The sequence below is a fragment of the Sphingomonas sp. BK069 genome, from assembly GCF_014193405.1.
Lineage (GTDB): Bacteria > Pseudomonadota > Alphaproteobacteria > Sphingomonadales > Sphingomonadaceae > Sphingomonas.
In genome coordinates, this window is record NZ_JACHZH010000002.1 from 459,648 (window position 1) to 482,944 (window position 23,297).

29 protein-coding genes are annotated in these 23,297 nt (G+C 71.7%); 16 read left to right on the forward strand and 13 right to left on the reverse strand.

Annotated elements, in window-relative coordinates; all coding sequences use genetic code 11:
• The first annotated feature begins 19 nt into the window (after positions 1-19).
• Positions 20-1,555, forward strand: a complete 1,536-nt coding sequence (gene fliD / locus FHY02_RS10760) for a flagellar filament capping protein FliD (protein ID WP_183921911.1) — start codon at positions 20-22, stop codon at positions 1,553-1,555.
• A 17-nt stretch (positions 1,556-1,572) separates the two neighbouring features.
• Complete coding sequence (locus FHY02_RS10765; protein WP_183921912.1) at positions 1,573-1,971, forward strand: flagellar protein FliS; 399 nt, start codon at positions 1,573-1,575, stop codon at positions 1,969-1,971.
• 175 nt (positions 1,972-2,146) lie between these two features.
• Here FHY02_RS10765 and FHY02_RS10770 read toward each other — a convergent pair whose 3' ends face one another.
• On the reverse strand, positions 2,147-2,425 hold the full coding sequence (locus FHY02_RS10770; RefSeq protein WP_183921913.1) for a GNAT family N-acetyltransferase: 279 nt from the start codon (positions 2,423-2,425) through the stop codon (positions 2,147-2,149).
• Entirely contained in the window at positions 2,422-2,592 is a 171-nt protein-coding gene (locus FHY02_RS10775; protein ID WP_183921914.1) for a hypothetical protein, read from the reverse strand. The genes FHY02_RS10770 and FHY02_RS10775 overlap by 4 nt, the downstream gene beginning before the upstream one ends.
• Before the next feature lie 125 nt (positions 2,593-2,717).
• Here FHY02_RS10775 and recQ point away from each other — a divergent pair, with 125 nt between their 5' ends.
• From recQ to FHY02_RS10790, 3 genes are all read left to right on the forward strand, one after another.
• Positions 2,718-4,490: a DNA helicase RecQ gene (recQ, locus tag FHY02_RS10780; protein WP_183921915.1), complete on the forward strand. Its 1,773-nt coding sequence runs from the start codon at positions 2,718-2,720 to the stop codon at positions 4,488-4,490.
• Between the two features lie 296 nt (positions 4,491-4,786).
• Positions 4,787-5,215, forward strand: coding sequence for a TIGR01244 family sulfur transferase (locus tag FHY02_RS10785; RefSeq protein ID WP_183921916.1), 429 nt, complete (start codon positions 4,787-4,789; stop codon positions 5,213-5,215).
• A gap of 9 nt (positions 5,216-5,224) precedes the next feature.
• Positions 5,225-5,611, forward strand: a complete 387-nt coding sequence (locus tag FHY02_RS10790; RefSeq protein WP_183921917.1) for a hypothetical protein — start codon at positions 5,225-5,227, stop codon at positions 5,609-5,611.
• A 207-nt stretch (positions 5,612-5,818) separates the two neighbouring features.
• Here the strand turns inward: FHY02_RS10790 and FHY02_RS10795 are convergent, their stop codons facing one another.
• Complete coding sequence (locus FHY02_RS10795; protein ID WP_183921918.1) at positions 5,819-8,455, reverse strand: EAL domain-containing protein; 2,637 nt, start codon at positions 8,453-8,455, stop codon at positions 5,819-5,821.
• A gap of 379 nt (positions 8,456-8,834) precedes the next feature.
• Between FHY02_RS10795 and FHY02_RS10800 the strand changes: the two genes are divergently transcribed.
• Positions 8,835-10,352, forward strand: coding sequence for a fumarate hydratase (locus FHY02_RS10800; protein WP_183921919.1), 1,518 nt, complete (start codon positions 8,835-8,837; stop codon positions 10,350-10,352).
• A 64-nt stretch (positions 10,353-10,416) separates the two neighbouring features.
• Here FHY02_RS10800 and FHY02_RS10805 read toward each other — a convergent pair whose 3' ends face one another.
• The 3 genes from FHY02_RS10805 to FHY02_RS10815 all read right to left on the reverse strand — a co-directional run bounded on the left by FHY02_RS10805 (position 10,417) and on the right by FHY02_RS10815 (position 13,026).
• Complete coding sequence (locus FHY02_RS10805) at positions 10,417-10,962, reverse strand: hypothetical protein (protein WP_183921920.1); 546 nt, start codon at positions 10,960-10,962, stop codon at positions 10,417-10,419.
• 117 nt (positions 10,963-11,079) lie between these two features.
• The gene (locus tag FHY02_RS10810; RefSeq protein ID WP_183921921.1) at positions 11,080-11,784 is read right to left on the reverse strand and encodes a class I SAM-dependent methyltransferase; all 705 of its coding nucleotides are present in this window, start codon (positions 11,782-11,784) and stop codon (positions 11,080-11,082) included.
• 696 nt (positions 11,785-12,480) lie between these two features.
• Positions 12,481-13,026 (reverse strand): hypothetical protein, encoded by a 546-nt coding sequence (locus FHY02_RS10815; protein WP_311731817.1) that lies wholly within the window; start codon positions 13,024-13,026, stop codon positions 12,481-12,483.
• A gap of 102 nt (positions 13,027-13,128) precedes the next feature.
• Here FHY02_RS10815 and FHY02_RS10820 point away from each other — a divergent pair, with 102 nt between their 5' ends.
• Positions 13,129-13,497: a PRC-barrel domain-containing protein gene (locus FHY02_RS10820; RefSeq protein ID WP_183921922.1), complete on the forward strand. Its 369-nt coding sequence runs from the start codon at positions 13,129-13,131 to the stop codon at positions 13,495-13,497.
• 11 nt (positions 13,498-13,508) lie between these two features.
• Positions 13,509-13,646 carry a hypothetical protein gene (locus FHY02_RS10825; RefSeq protein WP_183921923.1) on the forward strand — a complete coding sequence of 46 codons (138 nt, stop codon included), beginning with the start codon at positions 13,509-13,511 and terminating at the stop codon, positions 13,644-13,646.
• Positions 13,647-13,811: 165 nt separating this feature from the next.
• Here the strand turns inward: FHY02_RS10825 and rpmG are convergent, their stop codons facing one another.
• The gene (gene rpmG, locus FHY02_RS10830; protein ID WP_022687989.1) at positions 13,812-13,979 is read right to left on the reverse strand and encodes a 50S ribosomal protein L33; all 168 of its coding nucleotides are present in this window, start codon (positions 13,977-13,979) and stop codon (positions 13,812-13,814) included.
• A 175-nt stretch (positions 13,980-14,154) separates the two neighbouring features.
• Between rpmG and FHY02_RS10835 the strand changes: the two genes are divergently transcribed.
• The 7 genes from FHY02_RS10835 to FHY02_RS10865 all read left to right on the forward strand — a co-directional run bounded on the left by FHY02_RS10835 (position 14,155) and on the right by FHY02_RS10865 (position 18,388).
• Entirely contained in the window at positions 14,155-14,463 is a 309-nt protein-coding gene (locus FHY02_RS10835) for a hypothetical protein (protein WP_183921924.1), read from the forward strand.
• Positions 14,464-14,686: 223 nt separating this feature from the next.
• Positions 14,687-15,184, forward strand: coding sequence for a Dps family protein (locus tag FHY02_RS10840; protein WP_183921925.1), 498 nt, complete (start codon positions 14,687-14,689; stop codon positions 15,182-15,184).
• A gap of 28 nt (positions 15,185-15,212) precedes the next feature.
• On the forward strand, positions 15,213-15,398 hold the full coding sequence (locus tag FHY02_RS10845; protein WP_183921926.1) for a DUF1328 family protein: 186 nt from the start codon (positions 15,213-15,215) through the stop codon (positions 15,396-15,398).
• A 31-nt stretch (positions 15,399-15,429) separates the two neighbouring features.
• On the forward strand, positions 15,430-17,031 hold the full coding sequence (locus FHY02_RS10850) for a cisplatin damage response ATP-dependent DNA ligase (protein ID WP_183921927.1): 1,602 nt from the start codon (positions 15,430-15,432) through the stop codon (positions 17,029-17,031).
• 88 nt (positions 17,032-17,119) lie between these two features.
• A complete protein-coding gene (locus FHY02_RS10855; protein WP_183921928.1) occupies positions 17,120-17,566 on the forward strand; it encodes a VOC family protein in 447 nt (148 codons plus the stop codon).
• Positions 17,563-17,865, forward strand: a complete 303-nt coding sequence (locus FHY02_RS10860) for a polyhydroxyalkanoic acid system family protein (protein WP_183921929.1) — start codon at positions 17,563-17,565, stop codon at positions 17,863-17,865. Before FHY02_RS10855 ends, FHY02_RS10860 begins: the two co-directional genes overlap by 4 nt.
• Positions 17,866-17,953: 88 nt before the next feature.
• Entirely contained in the window at positions 17,954-18,388 is a 435-nt protein-coding gene (locus tag FHY02_RS10865; RefSeq protein ID WP_183921930.1) for a response regulator transcription factor, read from the forward strand.
• A gap of 204 nt (positions 18,389-18,592) precedes the next feature.
• Here FHY02_RS10865 and FHY02_RS10870 read toward each other — a convergent pair whose 3' ends face one another.
• Positions 18,593-19,372: a hypothetical protein gene (locus FHY02_RS10870; protein WP_183921931.1), complete on the reverse strand. Its 780-nt coding sequence runs from the start codon at positions 19,370-19,372 to the stop codon at positions 18,593-18,595.
• A gap of 57 nt (positions 19,373-19,429) precedes the next feature.
• Between FHY02_RS10870 and FHY02_RS10875 the strand changes: the two genes are divergently transcribed.
• On the forward strand, positions 19,430-20,110 hold the full coding sequence (locus FHY02_RS10875) for a tRNA (guanosine(46)-N(7))-methyltransferase TrmB (RefSeq protein WP_183921932.1): 681 nt from the start codon (positions 19,430-19,432) through the stop codon (positions 20,108-20,110).
• 159 nt (positions 20,111-20,269) lie between these two features.
• Here the strand turns inward: FHY02_RS10875 and FHY02_RS10880 are convergent, their stop codons facing one another.
• From FHY02_RS10880 to FHY02_RS10900, 5 genes are all read right to left on the reverse strand, one after another.
• Complete coding sequence (locus FHY02_RS10880) at positions 20,270-20,635, reverse strand: TrbC/VirB2 family protein (protein WP_183921933.1); 366 nt, start codon at positions 20,633-20,635, stop codon at positions 20,270-20,272.
• Positions 20,632-21,381, reverse strand: coding sequence for a TrbG/VirB9 family P-type conjugative transfer protein (locus FHY02_RS10885; RefSeq protein WP_183921934.1), 750 nt, complete (start codon positions 21,379-21,381; stop codon positions 20,632-20,634). Before FHY02_RS10885 ends, FHY02_RS10880 begins: the two co-directional genes overlap by 4 nt.
• 52 nt (positions 21,382-21,433) lie before the next feature.
• Positions 21,434-21,901: a PilZ domain-containing protein gene (locus tag FHY02_RS10890; RefSeq protein WP_183921935.1), complete on the reverse strand. Its 468-nt coding sequence runs from the start codon at positions 21,899-21,901 to the stop codon at positions 21,434-21,436.
• A 111-nt stretch (positions 21,902-22,012) separates the two neighbouring features.
• Positions 22,013-22,207, reverse strand: a complete 195-nt coding sequence (locus FHY02_RS10895) for a hypothetical protein (protein WP_183921936.1) — start codon at positions 22,205-22,207, stop codon at positions 22,013-22,015.
• Positions 22,208-22,339: 132 nt separating this feature from the next.
• Positions 22,340-23,218: a polysaccharide deacetylase family protein gene (locus FHY02_RS10900; protein WP_183921937.1), complete on the reverse strand. Its 879-nt coding sequence runs from the start codon at positions 23,216-23,218 to the stop codon at positions 22,340-22,342.
• Between the last annotated feature and the right edge of the window lie 79 nt (positions 23,219-23,297).

The window sequence follows — 23,297 nt, forward strand, 5'->3', positions numbered from 1 at the left end:
GGTCGTTTAGAGGGGCATCATGGCGACGACGATCAGCAGCACCAGCAGCAGCACGGCAGCGACCGCCACGACGTCGACGACCAAGACGTCGTCGACCTCGTCGGTCAACCAGTCGGCGGCCAACTCGGTCCTCACCTCGCTCGGCTCGGGCTCGGGGGTCGATACCGGCGCGCTCGTCACCCAGCTGGTCGACGCGCAGTTCGCGCAGAAACGCGCGCAGCTTACCTCCAAGAGCGACACGCTCACCGCGCAGATCTCGGGCGTGGCGACGCTCAAGAGCACGATCTCGGACTTCACCAAGGCGCTCGAGAACCTCGTCGAGGGCGGCACGCTCGCGACCCAGCCCAGCAGTTCGATGAGCGGGGTTGCCACCGCCAGCCCGGTCGCGGGCACCTCGGCGTCGGGGCTCAATAGCAGCGTCACCGTCAACGCGCTCGCCACCGCGCAGATCGCCACCAGCGCCAAGATCGCGTCGCCGTCCACCGCCACCTTCGGCACCGGCACGCTGACGCTGACGCTCGGCACCGCCACCGCCAGCGGCGGCGCGATGACCGGCTTCACCGCTGGCACCAACAGCGACGGCTCGGCCAAGTCGTTCGCGATCTCGATCGACTCGAGCAACAACTCGCTGTCGGGCATCGCCGCCGCGATCAACGCCAAGAAGGCGGGCGTCACCGCCACGGTGATCAACGACGCGGACGGCGGCGCCTATCTCTCGCTCAAGGGCACCACCGGAGCGGCGCAGGCCTTCACGCTGGCGGCGAGCGACCCGGCCGGCGCGCTGGCGCAGTTCGACACCGGCTTCGGCACCGGCAACAAGACGACCGTCTCGAGCCAGGCGGGCAACGCCAAGCTGGTGGTGGACGGCGTATCGGTCGAGCGCGGCAGCAACGAGGTCAGCGACCTGATCGCGGGCGTGAAGCTCAGCCTGACCGGCACCGGCACCACCAACCTCACCTCGACGCGCCCCGACAGCGCGCTGACCAGCGCGGTGAAGGACTTCGTCGACACCTACAATCAGGTGCTGGCGGTGGTGAAGGAGCAGACCGATCCGATCAACGGCCAGCTCCGCGCCGATCCCGCCGCCAAGACGCTGCTGCGCACGTTGCAGGGGCTGACCAGCCGCGTGCTGCTGCCCGGCGCGGCCGCGGGCTCGCCGGCGACGCTCGCCGCGATCGGCGTGCGCACGACGCGCACCGGCGAGCTCGAGGTCAACGACGACGCGCTGAGCAGCGCGATGAAGAACGCGCCCGAGGCGGTCGAGGCGATGTTCACCAAGAGCAGCAGCGGCGCCACCGGACTGTACGCGGCGATGAAGTCGCTCGACCTCAACACCGGCAGCACGATCTACGGCCTGGGTGCCTCGTCCACGCGCTTCCTCCAGGCGCAGTCGGACCTGGGCAAGCAGAAGAGCAACGTCGACGACCAGGCGACGAAGATGACGACGCGGCTGACGCAGCAGTTCTCCAGCATGAACGCGCGCGTCTCCGCCTACAAAGCCACGCAGTCGTTCATGCAGCAGCAGATCGACAACTGGACCAAGTCGACGGGTTGAGCGAGAGATAGACGACTATGGCCTATGCTTCCGCCCTGCTGCGCGATCCGGCGCGCACCTATCGCGAGATCGACCTCGCCGGCCGCACCGCCGCGGCCGACGGCCCCGCGCTCGTCCAGCTGCTGTACGAGGAGCTCACCCAGGCGCTGCGCGTCGCCGCCTGGGCGGCCGACAACCGCCAGTTCGCCACGCGCAGCGAGCGCGTGACCCGCGCCACCGCGATCCTCTTCGCGCTGGAGGCGAACCTCGACTTCGAGCGCGGCGGCGACGTCTCGCGCACGCTGGCGCGCTTCTACGCCGGCTGCCGCCGCCAGGTGGTGGACGCCAGCATCGGCACCGACGGCGAGCCGTTCCGCGCGGTGGCGTCGGAGCTGGAGGAGATCGCCGCGGCGTGGCGGATGGCGCGCGCGGCGTGAGGGGGTGACGATCGCCACCTAACGGCCGCCTTGTCATCAGCGTCATCCTGAACTTGTTTCAGGATCCACCCTGCGGCGCGCTCACCGACCGCGGCGCTCGCGGGACCGTGGATCCTGAAACGAGTTCAGGATGACGGCAAAGAAGGAGAGCAGTGTCGCTCCCCTCACCTCCCGCTCACCGCACCAGATCGCGATACTCCGGATGGCGCTCGATGAAGGCGCGGACGAACGGGCATTGCGGCACGACGCGCAGGCCCTGGTCGTGCGCGGAGTCCAGCGCGGCGCGGATCAGCCGCGAGCCTACCCCCCGCCCCTCGATCGCGGGCGGCACCAAGGTGTGCGTGAAGACGATCGTGTCGCCCTCGAGCTGATAGGCCGCGACCGCGCGCTCGCCCGCCACGGTGAGCTCGAACTCCTGCTCGGAGCGATTGTCGCGGACGCGCTCGACGCTCACTGGCCGGGCGCCGCCGCGGGCGCGTCGGGCGCGCGCGCCACCGGCGCGGCGGGCGTGGCCTGCGCCTCCACCGCGGCCGCGGCGCCGTCGGCGGGCTCGCGCTCACACGCGGCGAGCAGCGCCGCGGCGCCGAAGGTGAAGAGCGCGAGGTTCGGGCGCGGGGTCATCGGTCGTCCTGAGAGCATGCCCGCACTACGCCCCGCCCCCGCCGCGCGTTCCCCCGCCCGCTCGCCCCGCCGCGTCACCGCGCCGGTTGCCCTCGGCCGCGCGCGCGCCTAGGTCGGGCGCGCCCATGGCGCTCGACCCGCTTCCCCAGCTCCAGACGATCTTCGGCTTCCCCGCCTTCCGCGGCGTGCAGGAGCAGGTCGTCACGCGCGTGCTCGCGGGCGAGCGCACGCTGGCGGTGATGCCGACCGGCGCGGGCAAGTCGCTCTGCTACCAGCTGCCCTCGGCGATGCTGGAGGGGACGTGCGTGGTCGTCAGCCCGCTGATCGCGCTGATGCACGACCAGCTCCGCGCCGCCACCGCGGTCGGCCTGCGCGCCGCCACGCTGACCAGCGTCGACGAGAACAAGGCCGAGACGCGCGGGCGCTACCTCGATGGCGGGCTCGACCTGCTGTACGTCGCGCCCGAGCGCGCCTCCACCGCCGACTTCCGCGACCTGCTCGAGCGCGGCCGCCCCGCGTTGTTCGCGATCGACGAGGCGCATTGCGTCAGCGAGTGGGGGCACGATTTCCGCCCCGACTATCGCCTGCTGCGCCCATTGCTCGACGCCTTCCCCGAGGTGCCGCGGCTGGCGCTGACCGCCACCGCCGACGCGCACACCCGCGCCGACATCCTCGAGCAGCTCGGCATCCCGCAGGACGGCATGATCGTCGCGGGGTTCGACCGGCCGAACATCCGCTACGCGATCCGCCCCAAGGACAACAGCACGCGCCAGATCGCCGACGTGGTGCGCGACACGCCCGGCCCCGGCATCGTCTACGTCCAGACCCGCGCCGCGACCGAGAAGATGGCGGCGCAGCTCACCGCGATCACCGGGCGCCCGGTGCGGGCCTATCACGCCGGGCTCGACCCGGCGGTGCGCGCGCGCAACCAGGCCGATTTCGTCGCGTCGGAGGACATGGTGATGTGCGCCACGGTCGCCTTCGGCATGGGAATCGACAAGCCCGACGTCCGCTTCGTCGCGCATGCCGGCCTGCCCAAGTCGATCGAGGCCTATTACCAGGAGACCGGCCGTGCCGGGCGCGACGGCGACCCGGCGGTGGCGCATCTCTTCTGGGGCGCGGAGGATTTCGCGCGCGCGCGGCAGCGCATCGGCGAGGTCGAGCCGCAGCGCCAGCCCGGCGAGCGCCAGCGGCTCGCCGCGCTCGGCGCGTTGGTGGAGACCGCGGGCTGCCGCCGCGCGATCCTGCTGCGCCACTTCGGCGAGCACCCGCCCGAGCGCTGCGGCAATTGCGACAACTGCCTCTCGCCCCCGGCCGCGCTCGACGCGACGGAAACGGCACGCAAATATCTCTCGGCGGTGTTCCGCACCGGGCAGATGTTCGGCGCGACCTATATCGAGCAGGTGCTCACCGGCCAGTCGAGCGAGCGCAGCCTGATGAACGGGCACGAGCAATTGTCGGTGTGGAACATCGTCGACGGCGACGAGCTGGCGCTGCTCAAGCCGGTCGGGCGCGCCCTGCTGCTCAAGGACGCGTTGCGCACCAACCATCACGGCGGGCTCGAGTTCGGCCCGGCGGCGCGTGCGCTGCTGAAGGGCGAGGCGACGCTGCCGCTGGTCGAGCCGCCCAAGCGCGAGCGCCGCCGCGGCGGGCGCGCCGGCGCGACGCCCAACCCGGTCGACGATCCCGTGTTCGAGGCGCTGCGCGCGTGCCGGCGCGAGCTGGCGAAGGAGGCGGGGGTGCCGCCCTATGTGATCTTCCACGACTCGGCGCTCCGCGAGATGGCGGCACTGCGCCCGACCTCGCTCGCCGCGCTGGGGCGGATCGCGGGGGTGGGGCAGCGCAAGCTCGACGCCTACGGCCAGGCGTTCCTCGACGTGCTGAAGGGAGCGGGGTGAGGGGGTGAGTTGCGCCGGGTCGGGAGACCTAAATCCTCCCCGCTCGCGGGGAGGGGACCATGCGCAGCATGGTGGAGGGGGTCTCCACCGACGCTGCGCTGCGTGGAAAGCCCCCTCCACCACTCGCCTGCGGCGAGCGGTCCCCCTCCCCGTGCCGGGGAGGATTTCGCCCCCTCACCCACCGGCCGCTCTTCCCCCTCGCCGTCGCGCCCGTCCGCCGCTAAGCGTTGCTCTCCCGCGACGGGACGAACGGGATCAGTGACGCGGCGGCCCGTCCGCGCTAGAGGCACCATCCTATGTTGCGCATCATCGACGAGACGATCGCGGTCGCGCCGCAGATCCGGCCCGAGGACCTGCCCGCCATCGCCGCCGCCGGCTACAAAGCCGTCGTCAACAACCGCCCCGACGGCGAGGAACCCGGCCAGCCCGACGGCGAGTCGATCCGCGCCGCGGCCGAGGCGGCGGGGCTGCGCTACACCGCGATCCCGATCACCCACGCCGGCTTCTCGCTGCCGCAGGTCGAGGCGATGACCGCGGCGCTGGCTGCGGCGGGCGGCCCGGTGCTGGCCTATTGCCGCTCGGGCACGCGCTCGTGCAACCTGTGGGCGCTCGCCGGCGCGGCGCGCGGCGACGACGCCGACTCGCTCACCGCCAAGGCGGCGGCGGCGGGCTATGACCTCACCAACCTGCGTCCCCTGCTCGACGCGGTGGCGCGGCGCGGCTGAGCCGGTACGATGGGGCTGGCGGCATGGCTCGGCCTCGGCCGGGCGCACCGGATGATGCGATCGGTCGACGAGGCGATCGAGGCGGTCGGCGTCGCGCTGCCGCGCTTCGCCGCCTTCGACGCGGTGATCGCGGAGGACGGCCGCGCCGCGCTGGTGATCGACTCGACCGGGGTGATCGCGCTGGTGCTGGTGCGCGGCGCACGGGTGCGGGCGCGTTTGGTCGAGTGGGCGATGGTGCGGCAGACTCACGCGGGCATCCTGGTCGAGACCGGTGACCGCGGCTTCGGCGACGTGCTGCTGGCGGGGGTGAGCGCGATCGACGTGCGCCGCCTCGGCATGCCGCCGCTGCCGCAGCGCGAGCCTGCCACGATCGTCGGGTCGCTCGAGACCGCCTAAACGGAAGTTAAGGGATCGAAGGCAGCTCGTCCTTCCGACGAGGCATAGCTCTGCGGAACTTCCGAAACGCTCTTCACCTTCCGTCATCCCGGACCTGGTCCGGGATCCACTCTTCCGCATAAGAAACGCTTTCAGAGTATGCGGAAACGGTGGATCCCGGACCAAGTCCGGGATGACGAGGATTGAGGACGCACCGCCCTTGCCCGCTCACGCCGCGCGACGCGGCACCGGTTGATTGAGCCACTCCAGGTCGAACGCCGCGTCGAACTGGAGCCCGGCGCGGCCCTCGTCGTCGACCCAGCGCAGCGTCGCCGCCAGCGCCAGCCCGTCCTCCAGCTCCAGCGCGACCGGATAGCCGATCGCGGCCGCGGGCAGGTCGACGCCATCGATCATCGCCCCCGCCGGCGAGATGTTGCGCACGCGCACCTCGGCGCGCTCGCCCGCCAGCTCGAGCCGCGCCGAGCGCAGCACGCGGTGGCGCGGCGCGCGGCTGGTCTTGTGCCCGATCGGCACCGCATAGCCCTCCGCCTCGGCGAGCTGCGCGCGCACCGTGCCGGCATCGGCGGGGCGACCGTAGACATAGCCCTGGATATGGCTGCACCCCAGGCCGCGGATCAGCACGATCTCGTCCTGCTGCTCGACCCCTTCCGCGGTCGTCTCCATGCCGAGCGTCTCGGCCAGGCTGACGATCGCGCGGATGATGGCGGCGTTGCGGTTGCCCGGCTGGATCGCGCCGCGCACGAAGCTCTGGTCGATCTTGATCTTGTCGAACGGCGCCTTGCGCAGATAGCCGAGGCTGGAATAACCGGTGCCGAAGTCGTCGAGCGCGAGCCGCACGCCCAGCGCCTTGAGCGCGCGGAACATCTGCTCCGACGAGGCATCCTCGTTGAGGAACACGCCCTCGGTGATCTCCAGCTCGAGCCGGTGCGGCGCCAGCCCCGTCGCGGCGAGCGCGCCCGCCACCAGCGCCGGCAGCCGCGGGTTGGCGAACTGGATCGGCGAGACGTTGACCGCGACCCGGACGTGATCGGGCCAGCCCGCCGCCTCGGCACAGGCGGTGTCGAGCACCCACGCGCCGATCGCCTCGATCAGCCCGCATTCCTCTGCCACCGGGATGAACTCGGCGGGGCTGACGGCCCCGCGCTGCGGATGGTCCCAGCGCACTAGCGCCTCATAGCCCATGATGCGCGCGTCCGCGGTCGACACCACCGGCTGGTAGGCGAGCCGGAACTGCCCCGCGGCGAGCGCGCGGCGCAGGTCGTCCTCCAGCCGCTTGCGGTTCTGCGCGCCGTGCAGCAGCTCCTCGCGATAGAAACGGTGGACGCCGCGCCCGTCGGCCTTGGCGGCGTAGAGCGCGAGGTCGGCGTTGCGCACCAGCTCTTCCTGCGCCGCGCCGTCGGCGGGAGCGATCGCGACGCCGACCGAGCAGCCGATCGACAAGGTCGAGCGGTCGATGTGGTAGGGCAGCGACAACGCCGCGATCACGCGCTGCGCCAGCGCGCCGAGCCGGTCGCGGTCGCCCTCGTTGGGGACGATCACCTTGAACTCGTCGCCGCCGAGCCGCCCGACCAGACCGGCGTCGCCGATGGTGCGCTGCAGCCGCTGCGCGACTTCTTTGAGCAGCTCGTCGCCGACCTGGTGGCCGAGCGTATCGTTGACCGCCTTGAAGCGGTCGAGGTCGAGCAGGAACAGACCGGTCGGGTGAGTGCCGCCCGCCTGCGCCTGCGCCAGCGTCTGCTCGAGCGCGAGCCGCATGCGCTGGCGGTTGGCGATGCCGGTGAGCGCGTCGAACAAGGCGAGCCGCTTGATCTCGGCCTCGGCGCGGCGCTGCTCGGTCAGGTCCGAGCCCGCGCCGATGAAGCCCTGGAAGCGGTCGAGCTCGTCGCGCGCGGGGCGGCCCGAGATCGACCACCAGCGCTCGGCGCCGCTGCCCCCCGCGGCCGGGCGCACCGAGTAATCGGTGAAGGAGGTGCGCGACGAGAGGTGGAAGCTCAGCGTCCGCTCGGTCTCGACCCAGGCCGAGTCGACGCGGAACACGTCGGTGAGCGGGGCGCCGATCGGCTCGATGCCGAGCGTGCGCAGCTCGCGCGCGACCTTGTCGGAGAGATAGGTGAGCCGGCCGCGACGGTCGCTCTGCCAGAACCAGCCGGCGCCGTGCGCCTCATATTCGGCGACGAGGCGGCTGTCGCGTCGCTCGGCGTCGCGGCGCTGCCGCCGCTCGGCGAGCGCGCGCTGGCGGACGAGCGCGGCACGGCCGATCGCGAGCGCCACCGCCGCGGCGGTGCCGAGCGCGAGCGCGGCCGGCAGCGGCGCGGCGCCGGTGAGCGCCACCGCGGCGAGCGCGAGCGTCACCACCAGCGCCAGCGCGGCGGCACGCAGCGGCTGGAGCGCGAGCGCCAGCGCGATCAGCGCGGCGGCACCCGCCACGCCGGCGGCGGGGTGCAGTGCGGGCGGGAGCGTCGCGGCGGCGTGCGCGCCGAGCGCGAGCGAGAGCGCGATCGCGCTGCCGCCGGCGCTGACGGTGGCGATGCGCCAATGGCTCGGGCTCGCCGCCGCGCGCGGGTGCGCCGCGACTGCCCAGCAGCCGATCGCGAGCAGCACGGCCGGCGCGACGCACCATGCCAGCCCCGCCGCGGCGGGGCTGGCGGAGGCGCGCACCAGCAGCGCGAGCGGTGCGAGCACCAGCACCGCCGCGACGGCGGGCCACAGCGCGGCGCTGGCGGCGAGCGCGGCGCGGCGCGACTCCTCCACCAGCGCGTCCGACGCGGGCGCGAGTCCGAGTGCCTCGGCGAGCGCGCGCGGGCCGCCGGTCGGTTCGTCTCGGTCGGGGGCGGGCGGGCGCATGGCCTTGTCCTACCGCGACATCCTTGCGTTTTCCTTTGCGCCGGGCGGAGCGTGGAGCGGGGACGGTCGCGACTGCCCCGATGTGCTCGGGATTGGCGGCGTTCCCATAGTCTCGGAAGCGAAGAGGTGGAGCAGACCCTCGACGCTCTTCACCGTCCGTCATCCCGGACTTGGTCCGGGATCCACCCTTCCGCGAAAGCAACGTCCCAAGAGGATGCGGCACCGTGGATCCCGGACCAGGTCCGGGATGACGGGGTGAGGAAAGCTGCGAAGGGGGAAGTCACTGGTACCCGCCCGGGATCGTCACCGCCCAAGGTGCCCCATCGCGCCCCGCCCCCAATAGTTGCCCGTCCCCCGGCAGCGTCGTACAGCCGCGCGCATGACGACGATCCGCGAAGCCGACCTGATCGAGAGCGTGGCCGACGCGCTCCAGTTCATCAGTTACTACCATCCGATGGATTACATCCGCGCGCTGGGCGAGGCCTATGCCGCGGAGCAGAGCCCCGCCGCCAAGGACGCGATGGCGCAGATCCTCACCAACAGCCGGATGTGTGCCGAGGGGCACCGCCCGATCTGCCAGGATACTGGCATCGTCACCGTCTTCGTCAAATGGGGGCAGGACTGCCGGCTGGAGAGCCGGCGCTCGCTCCAGGAGGTCGTCGACGAGGGCGTGCGCCGCGCCTATCTCCACCCCGAGAACAAGCTGCGCGCCTCGATCCTGGCCGACCCCGCCTTCACCCGGCGCAACACGCGCGATAATACGCCGAGCGTGCTCCACGTCGAGATGGTGCCGGGCGACAAGGTGCACATCGACGTCGCGGCCAAGGGCGGCGGCAGCGAGAACAAGTCCAAGTTCAAGATGATGAACCCCAGCGACTCGATCGTCGACTGGGTGCTCGAGATGCTCCCGCAGATGGGCGCGGGCTGGTGCCCGCCGGGGATGCTCGGCATCGGCATCGGTGGCACCGCGGAGAAGGCGATGGTGCTCGCCAAGGAATCGCTGATGGGCCAGATCGACATGGCGCAGCTCAAGGCGCGCGGGCCGAAGAACGACCTGGAGGCGCTGCGCATCGAGCTGTTCGACAAGGTCAACGCGCTCGGCATCGGCGCGCAGGGGCTGGGCGGGCTCTCGACCATCCTCGACGTCAAGATCCTCGACTGGCCGACCCACGCCGCGTCCAAGCCGGTGGCGATGATCCCGAACTGCGCCGCGACCCGCCACGCACACTTCACGCTCGACGGCTCGGGGCCGGTGTACCTGGAGGCGCCCAAGCTCGCCGACTGGCCGCAGGTCGACTGGCAGCCCGACAGCGCCGCGATCCGCGTCGACCTCGACACGCTGACGCCCGAGGTGGTGCGGACGTGGAAGCACGGCGACCGGCTGCTGCTCAACGGCAAGATGCTCACCGGGCGCGACGCCGCGCACAAGCGCATCGCCGACATGCTGGCGCGCGGTGAAGAGCTGCCGGTCGAGTTCAAGGGGCGCGTGATCTATTACGTCGGCCCGGTCGATCCGGTCGGCGAGGAAGTGGTCGGGCCGGCGGGGCCGACCACGGCGACGCGGATGGACAAGTTCACGCGCATGATGCTCGAGCAGGGCCTGCTCGCGATGGTCGGCAAGGCCGAGCGCGGCCCGGCCGCGACCGAGGCGATCCGCGATCACCAGAGCGCCTATCTGATGGCGGTCGGCGGCGCGGCCTATCTGGTCGCGCGCGCCATCAAGGGCAGCAAGGTCGTCGGCTTCGCGGACCTCGGCATGGAGGCGATCTACGAGTTCGAGGTGAGCGATTTCCCCGTGACGGTCGCGGTCGACGCCGAGGGGCAGAATGTCCACCAGCTCGCGCCGCTGGTGTGGCGCGAGAAGATCGCGCGGGAGCGATTGTTGCAGCCGGCGTGAGCCGGGCGGCGGTGCTCCCTGTCATGGGGCACCGCCGCCGTCGCCCAAGGTCTCGGCCGTCCTGCTAACGCCGTTTGAACGGCTCCTGCTCCCACGCGGGAGCGGCAGGCGCGGCGATTGCCGCGCAGATCTGAACGATCGCGGCGGTCCATGCCGTCAGGTAGACCGCGATCCAGAGATGATCGCCGCGCGTCACGCCTAATAGCGCAACGCTTTTCGCCACCACCCCACCGGTGACCAGCGGCAGGCTGAGCGCCAATGTCGCCATGACCAGCAAGGTCCAGCGGTGTCCCTCGAAGGTCTTCATGACGCCGCGCGCCGCGCCGGCCGCCCGTACGCTCGCCATCAGCATGACGAACCCACCGAGCACCAAGGCAAGGCGCTGTCCCGTCTGGAGGTAGAGCGTGTCCGTCCCGTGTAGCCCGGCGCTCGCATAATGAAGGAGGACGAGCAGATATTGCAGCGGGACGAGGACGAAACCGTACAGCATCACCATCAGCAAGACCGCGAGACAGCTCTGATCTAGTCGATGCACGACTCTCGGGTGCGCATGCAGGATCTTGTTACGACGCGCTGCTATCGCAGCCAGCCACAGATAGATCCGCTGCATCGCGGCTTTCCTTCCGATCGGCCTGAACGACTCAGGTTCGAACGGAAGAATGACATAGCCGGTACAAACCCGCAACAGAAGCGTCGCTGGGCGTCGACCTGTGACCGGCGCCGCGGCTCAGTCGCGCCGGAGCAGCACCGCCTCGCCCGCCCCGGCGGCGACGCGCCAGCCCTCCGCCGCCAGCGCATCGCGGTGGCGCGGGGTGACGTACAGCAGCCGCACGTCGCGCTCGGGCGGCAGCGCCGCCAGCCGCCGCGCCACCGCGCGGATGATCGCCTCCTCGAACGGGTTGAAGAGATAGACGAGCAGGTCGCCGTCGGGGAGCGCGACCGCGGTGGCGTCGCCCAGCAGCGCGCTCGCGCGCGGGTCGCCGCGGCGCGCGAGGTTGCGCGTCGCGGTGGCGTGCAGCTCGGCGGCGAACTCCACGCCGGTGACGGCGCGGAATGGATAGTCGCAGGCGAGCAGCAGCGCGCGCCCCTTGCCCGAGCCGAGGTCGAGGAAATGGAAGCGCGACAGGTCGCCGTCGACCAGCGCCATCGCCGCCGCGAACACGTCGGGGTCGGAGGCGACATGGTCGATGCCGTAGCGCGCGTTGGGGCTGTCGATCGCGAGCGTGTAGAGCCGCTGGACTCCGCCGGTGTCGCTGTCGTGGGCCGAGTCATAGGCGGCGTCGCGCGCGGCCTTGGCGGCGAGATAGTCGCCGAGCCCGGTACCGGGGCGCGCGCGGCGCAGCAGTCGCCGCGCCGCCTCGAGCGGCCCCTCGTCGGCGACGATCGCGCCGAGCCGCCGCGCCCCCTGACCGAACCGTGCGAGCCTGCCCAACCCCCGCTCCCCTTCTCACCCATGCCAGATATGAGAAGAGGTTGCCGGACCCCGCCGAAGCGGTGCCCGACAACCCCTAAACATGGTCAGCGGCCGGAGAGCTCCAGCCCGGGAGACCATGCAGGCCTCCGACAGAATGACCTACCTCGTTGTCAGGGGGAGGATACCCCCCGAGGCAGACCGTACCGTCAGAAGCGCGTCCCCCGAACGAACTGAACCGACCCCATTGCTGAACCATGAGACATCGGATCACCTCCTTTCGCTGGTTGATAACGAGCGCGGTCCTCGCGAACCGCACGGTCAATGTGAGCCGCGCGCGACTCGGATACAAGTCTTGTGTTGCGGGCCGGATTGTACGATTCTCGCACGCTCGGTTTTCGCGTTGGGGCGGGACAGTTGGCGGTGCCGGGCTCACTCGATGCATCGACGCGCCGCTTATACCCAGGTCGCTGTTCTCGCCGGCCTCTGCGTGGGCTTCCCGACATCCGCCGATCGGGCGACCGGTTTCACACCCCCTTCGTCATCCCGGACTTGTTCCGGGATCCAGCCTGCCGCGAACGCAGAAGGCGTTGCTCGTGCTGAAGAGTGGATCCCGGACCAAGTCCGGGATGACGGCGGGAGGCGTGTTGCAGCGGTTCGGTCCATCCGTCCGTGGGTGGTAGCCCTATGCACGTAGGCACGTGACCGCTCAGCCCCTCACCCGCGGCAGTCCTCGATCACGCGCGCCAGCTCGGCCCAGGGCGGCAGCACCAGCGGCGCGCTGCCCGGCTGCTCCAGCGTGAAGCGGCCACGGCTGAACACCATCGCGTCGAGCAGCCGGTCGCTCGCCTGGAGCGCCACCCCCGCGCCGCCCGCCACCGCGGTCGCGGGCAACGTGCGTGTCGTCGCGCTGGTGCGCACCGTGAGCGGCGCGGCGACGCCGCCGATCCGGGTCAGCGTCACCGTGCGCGCGGCGCGGTCGCAGCGCGCGGTGGCGACCGCCGCCGCGCCGGTGCCGAAGCTGGCGACCGCGCCGGCGGCGTCGCGCGTGTAGCGCCACGTCCCCGGCGTGCGCGGCCAATCCTGCCACTCCGCCGCGAGCGGCGCGGGCACGGGGGCCGGCGGCGGAGGCGGCGGCGCGGGCGCAGGAGTCGGCGCGGGCGCGGGCGGCGGCGGAGTCACCTGCGGCACGCAGCCGGCAGCGAACGTCAGCATGGCGGTGAGCGGCGCGAGGCGCGCGCGCGAGGAAAAGTATCGAGGCACGATCGGGGCCTATGCCGGAAGCGACGGGCGCGCTCAACCGCGCGGAACCGCGGCGCGGCGCGGGCGGTTCTCGACTGATAACGTTTGTTGATGGAGTCACCGATGGCCGACGACGCGCCCACCCAGATCCTCGTCCAGTCGAATCTGGGGGAGACGATGAAGGTGGACAGCCGCGACGGCGACCATCTCGGCGCGGTCCATGCCTTCATGGTGCACAAGGCGTCGGGGCGCGCGACCCACGCGGTGCTCAGCCTCGGCGGCTTCCTCGGCATGGGCAAGAGCTTCTATCCCCTGCCCTTCGCGCTGCTGCAGTTCGATCCGGTGCGCGACCGTTACGTCGTGACGATCGACCGCCGCCTGCTCGAGGGCGGGCCGAGCTGGGCCAATAATGCGCCGGTGTTCGACCAGGCCTATGCCGATCGCGTCGCCAGCTACTACCAGGTGCGCGGCGAGAATCTCGCCGCCGAGTGAGGAGAGGATCGATGCCCGAGCCGGACCACGACGACGCGGTGGAAGAGACGGTCGAGGAACTGCTGACCGACCCCGACGCGCCGGAGCACGGCACGCACCCGCGACCGCCGCAGACGATCGACGCCGAGCCGAGCGGGGACAAGCGCTAGCGCGCGCGAACCGGTGCTCCCGCGCACGCAGGTGCTCCCGCGCACGCAGGAGCATCGGCCCAGAGGCCCGACCCCGAGGCGGCACCCACGCGAAAAGAGCCGCCGGCGCGATGCCCGCGGCTCCCGCGATCAACCGGCGACGGGCGGCCGCGCCGCCCGCGACGCTTACTTGATCTTGGCTTCCTTGAACGCGACGTGCTTGCGCACGACGGGGTCGTACTTGTTGAAGCTCAGCTTCTCGGTCTTGGTGCGCGGGTTCTTCTTGGTGACGTAGAAGAAGCCGGTGTCAGCCGAGCTGACGAGCTTGATCTTGACGGTGGTCGGCTTGGCCATGACCGGTTCCTAAGCGAATGAAACAAGAAAGCGGCGAAGCTCGCCTCGCCGCGTCAGACGCGGGCGCTTGGCGCATGTGGCGCGCGGAGTCAAGTGCGGCGCGGCATTAAGCATAAGGTAAGGGGCGCGGGCGCAGGGTGTGCGGATCGGGACTCACCCGAGCAGGATCACGCGCATGGACGACATGGATATCCTCGCGATCAAGGCGCATCTGGCGCGGCGCATCGCCGCGATCGACTGGCGCGCCGGGCCGGCGCGGCTCGCGCCCGAACTCGACGGCATCCGCGTCGCCGCCGAGCAGCACCGGCTGCTGCCGGTGGTGACGGTGGCACAGTCGCTCGGCACCGCGATCGGCCGCGGCGAGCGCGGCGTGCTGGTCCACGACTGGCTCGGCCTGCTCGGCGAGGCGGTGGCGAGCGGCGCGCAGGACGAGGCGACCTCGCGCGCCTTCGCCGCCGCCTGCGCGGTGCGGCTGGCGGCGTAAACGCTCAAGATCCTCCCCGCTTGCGGGGAGGGGGACCAGCCGAAGGCTGGTGGAGGGGGATCTCCCCGCAGCGCAGCGACTGTGGCAGCCCCCCTCCACCACCGCGCTGCGCGCGGCGGTCCCCCTCCCCTTGCAGGGGAGGAGCTTGCCTCCCTTGCCTTGACCGGACCCAATCGCGCCCCACATCGTTTCGCTCCCGATCAGTGAAACGACGGAGCCGCCCGTGGCCGATACCAATCCCGCCCTCGATACCCCCACCGACCTCGCGCGCAACGACACCCGCAGCGTCGCCGACGCGCTCAACGCCGCGCTGGCCGACAGCTATGCGCTGTATCTGAAGACCAAGAACTTCCACTGGCACGTGTCGGGGCCGCACTTCCGCGACTATCACCTGCTGCTCGACGATCAGGCGGCGCAGATCCTCGGTGCCACCGACGCGATCGCCGAGCGCGTGCGCAAGACCGGCAATACCACGCTGCGCTCGATCGGCGACATCGCGCGGCGGAGCTCGATCCGCGACAATGACGCCGATTTCGTCGCGCCCGAGCAGATGCTGGCCGAGCTGCGCGACGACAATCTCACGCTCGTCCAGCGCTTCCGCGACGTCAAGGAAGCCGCCGAAGAGGCGAAGGACAATGCCACCAGCGGCATCGTCGACGACTGGACCGACCAGGCCGAGGAACGCGCCTGGTTCCTGTTCGAGGCCAGCCGCAAGGCCTGACCGCACTAACCGTAGAAGGAGCCGAGCGATGCTGAAACTGGCCGTGATCTTCCTCGTCGTCGGGCTGCTGCTCGGCGCGCTCGGCTTCGGCGGCATCGGCGGCGCCTTCGTCGGGATCGCCAAGATCCTGTTCTTCATCGCGCTGGCGCTCTTCCTGATCTTCCTCGTGCTCGGCATCACCGCGGGCAAGAAGGTCAAGGACACGCTGGACTGAGGCGCGCGGGCGAGTGGAGCGTTAGCACCGCATGCACGCCTTCGCCGCGCTCCTCGACTCGCTGATCTACACCCGCGGGCGCAACGCCAAGCTCAAGCTGATCGGCGATTACCTCCGCGCCACGCGCGACCCCGACCGCGGCTGGGCGATGGCGGCGCTGACGGGCGACCTCGACCTGCCCGCGGTCAAGCCGGCGCTGATCCGCGCGCTGATCGAGTCGCGCGTCGACCCGGTGCTGTTCCGCATGAGCCGCGACTATGTCGGCGACACCGCCGAGACGGTGGCGCTGCTCTGGCCGGTGCCGGACGTGCCGCCGACCGACGTCACGCCGCTGACCGTTGGCACGGTGGTCGACCGGCTCATGCACCTGTCGCGCTCGGACGCGCCCGCCGCGCTCGCGGGCATGCTCGACCGGCTCGACGCCGAGGAGCGGTTCGCCTTGCTCAAGCTGGCCACCGGCGCGCTGCGCGTCGGCGTCTCGGCGCGGCTCGCGAAACAGGCGCTGGCCGACGCGTTCGGGCTCGACGTCGAGGCGGTGGAGGAGGTGTGGCACGGGCTCGCCCCGCCCTACCCCACCTTGTTCGCCTGGGCCGAGGGCACCGGCGAGCAGCCGACCCCGGCGGACGTGCCGGTGTTCCGCCCCTTCATGCTGGCGCATCCGCTCGAGGACCTGCGCGTCGACCTCGCCGATTATGCCGCGGAGTGGAAGTGGGACGGCATCCGCGTCCAGCTCGTCCATGTCGCGGGCGCGACGCGGCTGTACAGCCGCACCGGCGACGACGTCACCGCCGCCTTCCCCGACGTGGCCGCGGCCTTCGCGACTTACGGCGTGGTCGACGGCGAGCTGATGGTGCGCGGCGATGCGCAGGGCGCGCGGCTGGGCGAGAGCGAGGGCGAGGGTGCCGGCAGCTTCAACGCGCTGCAGCAGCGGCTCGGGCGCAAGCTGGTCTCGGCCAAGATGCTGGAGGAGGCGCCCGCCTTCGTCCGGCTCTATGACATCCTGTTCGACGGCGCCGAGGACCTGCGCGCTTTGCCCTGGACCGAGCGGCGCGCGCGGCTGGAGGCGTTCGCGGCGCGGCTCGACCCGACCCGCTTCGACGTCAGCAGCGTGATCGCGGCGGAGGATTTCACCGCGCTGGAGGGGATCCGCGCCGGCGCGCGCGACGCCGCGATCGAGGGCGTGATGCTCAAGCGCCGCGACTCGCCTTACGTGGCGGGGCGCCGTGCCGGTCTGTGGTACAAATGGAAGCGTGACCCGCTCACCGCCGACTGCGTGATGATGTACGCGCAGCGCGGCAACGGCCGGCGCTCGAGCTGGTACAGCGACTATACCTTCGGCTGCTGGACCGACGAGGGCGAGCTGCTGCCGGTGGGCAAGGCCTATCAGGGCATCACCGACCAGGAGATCGCGCAGCTCGACCGCTTCGTGCGCCAGCACACGCTCAACCGCTTCGGCCCGGTGCGCGAGGTGGAGAAGTCGCTGGTGCTGGAGGTGGCGTTCGACTCGATCCACGAGTCGAAGCGGCACAAGTCCGGACTGGCGATGCGCTTCCCGCGGATCGCGCGAATTCGCACCGACAAGCCCGCCGCCGAAGCCGACACGCTGGCGGCGCTGCGCAAGCTGGTGACGTGAGCGGCATGTGGCCGCAGGCCGAGTGCGCCCAATCGCGCGACTCGCTCGCCCCTTTCCCCGGCCGCGCCGCATGAGGTACACCCATTCCATGACGCTGCGCCCCTTTCACCTCGCCTTCCCGGTCCACGACCTCGCCGAAGCGCGCGCCTTCTACGGCGGCGTGCTGGGCTGCGCGGAGGGGCGCTCGAGCGAGTCCTGGATCGACTTCGACTTCGGCGGCCACCAGATCGTCGCGCATCTCGATCCCGCCGCGCAGCCGGTCGCGGTGACCAACCCGGTCGACGGCCATGACGTGCCCGTGCCGCACTTCGGCATCGTACTGACCATGGCGGACTGGCAGGCGCTCGCCGCGCGCGTCGAGGCGGCGGGAGTGCGCTTCGGCATCGCGCCGCACGTCCGCTTCCAGGGCCAGGCGGGCGAGCAGGCCACCATGTTCTTCCGCGATCCCAGCGGCAACGCGCTGGAGTTCAAGGCCTTCGCCGACGACTCGCAGCTCTTCGCCACCGCCGCGCGCGTACCGGAGGCGGTGGCATGAGCCGCCCGGTCGAGGTCGACCTGCCGCACCAGCTCGGCCGCGCCGGCGCCAAGCAGCGGATCGAGGGCGGGTTCGGCAAGCTCGCCGGCTATGTCCCCGGCGGCCACGTCACCGAGCATCGCTGGGACGGCGACACGCTCCACTTCACCGTCGAGGGCATGGGGCAGCGCGTCGGCGTGCGGCTCGACGTGGCGGACAATAACGTCCACGCGGTGTTCGAGCTGCCCGGGCTGCTCGCCATGTTCGCCGAGCCGCTGCGCGAGAAGCTCCAGAAGGACGGGCCGAAACTGCTCTCCTGAGGGCGACGCCTCCGCGGCGCACCGCATCGTTAACCGGCCGTTCGCCATTTGATGGCATCCCGCGCCTCATCGCGGAGATCACGGGACCATGGCGCATATCATCGTCGCCGACGACGACGACATCTGGGGCGAGCTGGTGTGCGACGCACTGCGCGCCGCCGGTCACACCGCGGGCGCGCTGACCGACAGCCGCGACGCGCTGCGCGCGATCAAGGCGCGCCGGCCCGATCTGGTCGTGCTCGACTGCAGCATGCCCGAGCTGAGCGGCGTGCTGCTGCTGCAGGAGCTGCGCAAGTCGCCACAATTGTTCGACCTGCCGGTGCTGATGCTGACCGGGCGGCGCAACGACCAGGACGTGCAGCTCGCCTATTTCGCCGGCTGCAACGACTATCTCAAGAAGCCGTGCGACCCCGAGGAAGTGGTCTATCGCGTGCAGCGGCTGCTGGAGAAGTTCCCGCCGGCGGTGGCGCCGATACGCCGCGTCGCGCCGGGCAGCTTCGGGCGGCGCGCGCCCGGGCGCTGAGACCCACCGAATGGCGCCCGCCTCCCCCCGTCGTCCCGACGGGCATCGACGCCCCCCCAACCTACTGGCCGCCATCCTGTAATCGGCCCGAGGCCCCATCGTGCCGCGTTCGCCCGGGCACCGGCGCGGGCGGGCCGGTGGATGCCGGACCGGGTTCAGCCTGACGCTTCGCGGAGCCAGACCAGTGTCGCGTGGCGGCGCCGCTCACCCCGCCGCGGTATAGGCCGCGAACGGCTCCTCCAGCAGCAGCCGCCCGTCGCGCCACACCTGCACCGCGCCGCCGCCCTGCGCCGGCTCGAGCGAGGCGATCACGCGATAGACGAAGCCGTCGCGCTCGAACTGGTAGGTGCGTCGCTCGCGCGCGCTATCGATCACGCGACCGCCGTCGATCGTCAGCGAGGCGCGCGTGCCGCGGCCGCCCCAGGGCACGTCGACCGCGCCGAGCTCGGCATCGTGGTTGTAGCTGGAATAGCGATAGCCGCCGCGCGCGTCGCCGGTGACCTGGATCGAGCGCTTGGCAGTGACCCCCAGCACGCGCGTCTGCGCGGCGAAGCGGCACTGGCTGGTGGTCGGGCCGTAGCGCAGCGACACCACCGTCGGCGTGGTCGCGCCGGGCTCGACCATCTGCGGGCTGACCGTCTCGACCGCGCCGACCTCGCGCCCCGCGGCGTTGGTCAGCGTGTACCAGACGTGCCCCATGCCCGCGTCGCCCTGGCCGACGCGCACCGTCGCGCGATGCGTCGCCAGTCCGGGCTTGGCGTAGCTGGTGAGCGTCACCTGGCCGTCGCGGTCGGGCGGAGACATCGCGATCGCCCAGTCGCGGTCGGTCGAGTCGCACAGGAAGGCGGCGGGCTTCCACGCGCCGTCGACCCGCTGCATCGACACCGCGCCGAGCGCGCGCAGCTGCGCCACGCCCGCCGCCGGCAGCGCCACTGCGCCCGCCGTGATCCCTGCCGTCATCGCGCCGATCACCCACGCTCGCATCGTCGATCTCCGTTTCCCGCGTTTCGTTTTGGCGCGCGAGGCGATAGGCGGCGCTGCATGAACGATCCCACAACGATCCGACGCCTCTACGGCCGCCGCCAGGGCCATGCGCTGCGCGCCGGCCAGGCCGCGCTGGTGGAAGAACTGCTGCCCCGGCTGGCGCTGCCCGAGAGCGGCGCGCTCGACTCGCGCGTGCTGTTCGGCGACGACCGCCCGCTCCAGCTCGAGATCGGCTTCGGCGCGGGCGAGCATCTCGCCGCGCAGGCGGCGGCGGCGCCGGGCACCGGCTTCATCGGCTGCGAGCCCTTCCTCAACGGCGTGGTCGGCGCGCTCGGCCACGTGCGCGACCGCGCGCTCGGCAACGTGCGGATCCACATGGGCGACGCGCTCGAGGCGGTGGAGCGGCTGCCCGACGAGTCGCTCGATCGGGTCTATCTGCTCCACCCCGATCCCTGGCCCAAGGCGCGCCACGCCAAGCGGCGGATGATGAACCACGGCCCGCTCGACCTGATCGCGCGCAAGCTCAAGCCGGGGGCGGAGTTCCGCCTCGGCACCGACGATCCGACCTACTGCCGCTGGGCGATGATGATCATGGACCAGCGCCGCGACTTCACCTGGACCGCGACGACTCCCGCCGATTTCCTCGAGCGCCCGGCCGACTGGCCCGAGACGCGCTACGAGCGCAAGGCGCGGCGCCAGGGGCATGAGGTCTGGTATTTCAGGTACGTGCGGGGGTAAGCCGAGCCGCGGTCAGCGCAGGTCGACATAGCCGATGCGGCGATATTCACCGGCTCGGTCGTGTAGATGAGCACCGCGCGTCCACGCCGGCGCCAGCAGACCGATCGACAGGCCCACCATGTGTCGCATGGGGCATGTGCTGTTCGTCGCTGTCGCGCCTCACCGCACCGGCACCGCGGCGCCGGCATAGGGGTCATATTCCTCGGGCTGTGCGGGCGCGGCGAGGCGCGGGGGCGGTGCGGCCGGGAGGTCTGCGACCGCCTCGCGCTCGGACGTCGCCGCGGCGGCGTGCAGCAGCCCCGCCGCCACCGGACCGGCACCGAAGATCAGGAAGCAGCCGAGCAGCGCGCGTCCCGCGCGACGCAGCGGCAGCCGCCCTTGCAGCAGCAGCAGCCCGAGCCCCGCGACCGCCAGCGTCGCCGCGCGGGTGGCGAGCTCGCCGGTCGCGGCCGCGACGACCCACGCGGCCGCGTCCGCCAGCGGCGCGCCCGCGGCCGGGTCAGCCAGCGGCGGGGTGACGATCACCGTCGCTCCGGGCCGGAGGGAGCGGCGGCGGGCGGCAGCCGCTCGGCGCACGCGCGCTGCCGGTCGAGCCGGAAGACCAGCTCGCCGACCACTTCGTCCAGAACGAAGAACTTGCCGCGCATGTTGCCGTTGAGCAGCGTCTCGGTGCCGCGGTCGCGACGATAGACCGCGGGCAGCGGCCCGTCCGCGGGCCATTCGATGAAGGTGCGGGTGCCGTCGTCGCTGATCGCCGCGGGATAGAGCGCGCGCTGGCCGCTCAGCCGATAGTCCGCGATCATCGGTCCCGTCGCCGCGACGCTGCCGCCCGGCAGCGCGCCGGCGCCCGGCCCGGCCGGGTAGCGGAAGCGGATCGCGAAGGGCAGGTCACCGCCGGGCTCCGCCACGCCGACGAGCTCGAACTGATAGCGCCGCACGTCGGTCGCCACCGTCATGTTGGTCGGCGCGTTCAGCTGGAGCGGCTTCACGAACAGCAGGTTGCCCGCCTTGTTCGCGGTCACCTGCCAGGCCGCGCCGTCGCCCAGCGCGATGTTGCCGATCCGCTCGTCGGAGGCGAGCTCGATCGTCACCTGATAACCCGGCGCGGCGCGAAGGCGGACGACCTGATCGTCGCGATAGGCGATCGACTGGATGCGCGAGTCGCCGGGCTGCGCGCTGGCGGGCGCGGCGAACGCCAGCGCGACGGCGCAGCGCAGCGTGCGGGAAGGACCGCCGCTGGCTCGCCTGCCGATCCCCGACCCTCGCCCCACCGCCTCGTCCCGATCGCGTCGCTCTCTCTCTTATAGGCGCGTCGCGCCCGCCTCAGATCGCGGCGATGAAGGTGATGATGGCGATCCAGCTCAGCGCGCAGAAGCCGGCGATCAGCAGGAAGCGCGTGCGGATCGGCAGCTTCTCGACGTCGGGCACGTCGGCGTCCGCGTCGAAGACGTGGAGCGGCCGGTCGTCGGACAGCGCCACCACCGGCGTGTCCTCGCCGACGCGCGCGAGCAGGCTGGGGGGCACGTGGCTGATGAAGGCGCAGCCGTAGCCGGTGCGGGTGCGGCGTACCACCAGCGCCTCGACCCGCCCCAGCCCCGCGATGCCGAGCGAGATCAGCTCGCCGACGCTCACCTCCTCGGGGGTGAGGATATGGCAGCCCGAGAGCGAGATCTGGTCGACCACCACGTCGAGCGGCACCTGCGACGCGCCGCGCAGCGTCGACGGCGCGTCCGTGTCGTACCGCTCACCGGCGCGACGCGTGCGATAGACTCGGGCGGCGACCTCGATCATCTCTCTCCTATCCGCTATGGGATAGGGCTGAGCTCCTTACCTTAACATTCCGTAGTTTACGTCGAAATGCCGGGTCGGTCGGGTGGCGCGGCCCGCCGGCCGCCGCTGCCCTCAGGCCGGCTTGGCGCCGGGCGTGCCGCATTTGGCGAACTGGCCCTTGGCGTTCTTGCACTTGGTCGCCTTGGCCGGGGCGGTGGCGCATTTGACGAACTTGCCGGTCTTGGGATCCTTGCACGGCGCGGCGAGCGCGGGCGTGGTGCCCGCGAGCAGTGCGGCGGCAGCGACGACGAAAGAGAGCGAACGCATCGGACCCATCCTCCCGCCCGATGATCGGGCACCGATGATGCTACGCTTAGTTAACGCCCACTCAACCTGAATCATCGTGTGCCGACAGCGGCCTAGTTCCGTCGGGCGCGCCGCTCGACGCCGAGGACGCGTTCACGCTGCGAGGTCGTTCGCCTCGACGTGCGCGGCGATCGCGCCCGCGGTGGTCCACCAGATGCGCGGGTCGTCGGCCTCGCGCAGCTCGGTCAGCACGCGCGCGAGCGCGGGTGTGCGGTGTGGCTGCCCCATGATGTACGGGTGGAGCGCGATGCCGAGCACCAGCGGGCGGCGGTCGCACTCGGAGAGCAGCTGCGTCACCGCGGCGCGGATCATCGCGGCGAAGGTATCGGCCTCCTGGTGGCGCCCGACGATCGCGGGGATGTCGTTGACCTCCTGCGAGTAAGGGATGGAGAGCAGCCCGCCGTGGCGGGTCGAGAGCCGCGTCGGCTGGTCGTCGTGCGCCCAGTCGAGCACGTAGCGATAGCCGTGGCGCGCGAGCAGGTCGGGGGTGCGCTCGCTCTCCGAGATCCACGGGCCGAGCCATCCGGTCGGGGTCACGCCGAGCGCGGCCAGCCGCTCGGTCACCCGCGCGATCATCGCCGCCTCGCCACGCCGCCCCATCTCGCCCTGCGCCTGCGCGTTGCTGGCACCGTGCGCCGCGATCTCGTCGCCGCGGTCACGGCAGGCCTCGGCGAGGCCGGGGCAGCGATCGAGCACCTCGGCGTTGAGCAGCGCGGTGGTGCGCAGCTCCAGTCGATCGAACAGCTCGAACAGACGCCACGCCCCGACGCGATTGCCATAGTCGCGCCAGGCGTAGTTGAGCACGTCGGGCTCGCCGTGCGCGGGGGCGAGCTGCGCGCCCAGACCCTCGCCGAAGCGGAACACCTCGTGGTTGACGCCCAGATAGATCGCGAGCCGGCGGCCGCCGGGCCAGTCGTAGACGGGGCGATCGACGATCGGGCGATAGGCATAGCGGTCATGGTGGTGGCTCATGCGCCGCCAACGCACGAGAAAGCTTCGGGGGGCGCGACGCCTGCGCCCGTCGTCGCCCCCTGCGCGCGGCGCCGCCGCG

What these genes read in the sequence shown, in the direction of transcription:
- FHY02_RS10870 (WP_183921931.1), bottom strand. Translation starts at nt 19,372, where the DNA reads ATGCGAGCGTGGGTGATCGGCGCGATGACGGCAGGGATCACGGCGGGC.
- FHY02_RS10895 (WP_183921936.1), bottom strand. Translation starts at nt 22,207, where the DNA reads ATGCGTTCGCTCTCTTTCGTCGTCGCTGCCGCCGCACTGCTCGCGGGC.
- FHY02_RS10805 (WP_183921920.1), bottom strand. Translation starts at nt 10,962, where the DNA reads ATGCAGCGGATCTATCTGTGGCTGGCTGCGATAGCAGCGCGTCGTAAC.
- FHY02_RS10835 (WP_183921924.1), top strand. Translation starts at nt 14,155, where the DNA reads ATGGACGACATGGATATCCTCGCGATCAAGGCGCATCTGGCGCGGCGC.
- FHY02_RS10860 (WP_183921929.1), top strand. Translation starts at nt 17,563, where the DNA reads ATGAGCCGCCCGGTCGAGGTCGACCTGCCGCACCAGCTCGGCCGCGCC.
- rpmG (WP_022687989.1), bottom strand. Translation starts at nt 13,979, where the DNA reads ATGGCCAAGCCGACCACCGTCAAGATCAAGCTCGTCAGCTCGGCTGAC.
- FHY02_RS10865 (WP_183921930.1), top strand. Translation starts at nt 17,954, where the DNA reads ATGGCGCATATCATCGTCGCCGACGACGACGACATCTGGGGCGAGCTG.
- FHY02_RS10775 (WP_183921914.1), bottom strand. Translation starts at nt 2,592, where the DNA reads ATGACCCCGCGCCCGAACCTCGCGCTCTTCACCTTCGGCGCCGCGGCG.
- FHY02_RS10785 (WP_183921916.1), top strand. Translation starts at nt 4,787, where the DNA reads ATGTTGCGCATCATCGACGAGACGATCGCGGTCGCGCCGCAGATCCGG.
- FHY02_RS10800 (WP_183921919.1), top strand. Translation starts at nt 8,835, where the DNA reads ATGACGACGATCCGCGAAGCCGACCTGATCGAGAGCGTGGCCGACGCG.
- FHY02_RS10875 (WP_183921932.1), top strand. Translation starts at nt 19,430, where the DNA reads ATGAACGATCCCACAACGATCCGACGCCTCTACGGCCGCCGCCAGGGC.
- FHY02_RS10765 (WP_183921912.1), top strand. Translation starts at nt 1,573, where the DNA reads ATGGCCTATGCTTCCGCCCTGCTGCGCGATCCGGCGCGCACCTATCGC.
- FHY02_RS10855 (WP_183921928.1), top strand. Translation starts at nt 17,120, where the DNA reads ATGACGCTGCGCCCCTTTCACCTCGCCTTCCCGGTCCACGACCTCGCC.
- fliD (WP_183921911.1), top strand. Translation starts at nt 20, where the DNA reads ATGGCGACGACGATCAGCAGCACCAGCAGCAGCACGGCAGCGACCGCC.
- recQ (WP_183921915.1), top strand. Translation starts at nt 2,718, where the DNA reads ATGGCGCTCGACCCGCTTCCCCAGCTCCAGACGATCTTCGGCTTCCCC.
- FHY02_RS10890 (WP_183921935.1), bottom strand. Translation starts at nt 21,901, where the DNA reads ATGATCGAGGTCGCCGCCCGAGTCTATCGCACGCGTCGCGCCGGTGAG.
- FHY02_RS10900 (WP_183921937.1), bottom strand. Translation starts at nt 23,218, where the DNA reads ATGAGCCACCACCATGACCGCTATGCCTATCGCCCGATCGTCGATCGC.
- FHY02_RS10795 (WP_183921918.1), bottom strand. Translation starts at nt 8,455, where the DNA reads ATGCGCCCGCCCGCCCCCGACCGAGACGAACCGACCGGCGGCCCGCGC.
- FHY02_RS10820 (WP_183921922.1), top strand. Translation starts at nt 13,129, where the DNA reads ATGGCCGACGACGCGCCCACCCAGATCCTCGTCCAGTCGAATCTGGGG.
- FHY02_RS10850 (WP_183921927.1), top strand. Translation starts at nt 15,430, where the DNA reads ATGCACGCCTTCGCCGCGCTCCTCGACTCGCTGATCTACACCCGCGGG.
- FHY02_RS10790 (WP_183921917.1), top strand. Translation starts at nt 5,225, where the DNA reads ATGGGGCTGGCGGCATGGCTCGGCCTCGGCCGGGCGCACCGGATGATG.
- FHY02_RS10845 (WP_183921926.1), top strand. Translation starts at nt 15,213, where the DNA reads ATGCTGAAACTGGCCGTGATCTTCCTCGTCGTCGGGCTGCTGCTCGGC.
- FHY02_RS10825 (WP_183921923.1), top strand. Translation starts at nt 13,509, where the DNA reads ATGCCCGAGCCGGACCACGACGACGCGGTGGAAGAGACGGTCGAGGAA.